Source organism: Christiangramia aquimixticola (assembly GCF_048285835.1).
GTDB classification, from domain to species: Bacteria; Bacteroidota; Bacteroidia; order Flavobacteriales; family Flavobacteriaceae; genus Christiangramia; species Christiangramia aquimixticola.
This window is the reverse complement of the sequence record NZ_JBLVTL010000180.1, coordinates 1-310: the sequence shown is the minus strand read 5'-3', so window position 1 is coordinate 310 and position 310 is coordinate 1. Positions and strand designations below refer to the sequence as shown.

General features: G+C 42.9%; 1 pseudogene. It reads left to right on the top strand.

Going from position 1 to position 310, the window contains the following annotated elements:
* A pseudogene (locus tag ACNKXV_RS14030) lies at positions 1-310 on the top strand (hypothetical protein); the annotation flags it as partial.

Here is a 310-nt window from a genome sequence, read left to right as displayed (position 1 = left end):
CATTTGAGCTGGTATCAGGAAAGCAAATCAGTCTTGGCCAACAGATCACCTATGGCCCAAAAGTGATCAAAAACTTTAATGACAACACCCAAGATCTCGTCATTCAGGATCAAGATCACGTCCTTTACCTCCTCAATTCTGATGGTGAGCAGGTTTATACTATTCCCCTTTCAGGACCAGTGATTTCAGACGCGTTCCAGATCGACTTTTTCAAAAATGGGAAACTGCAATTACTCTTCGCCACAGAGGAACAAATCTATGCGATCGATCGATTGGGAAATTTTCTCCCGGGTTTTCCACTATCTATTCC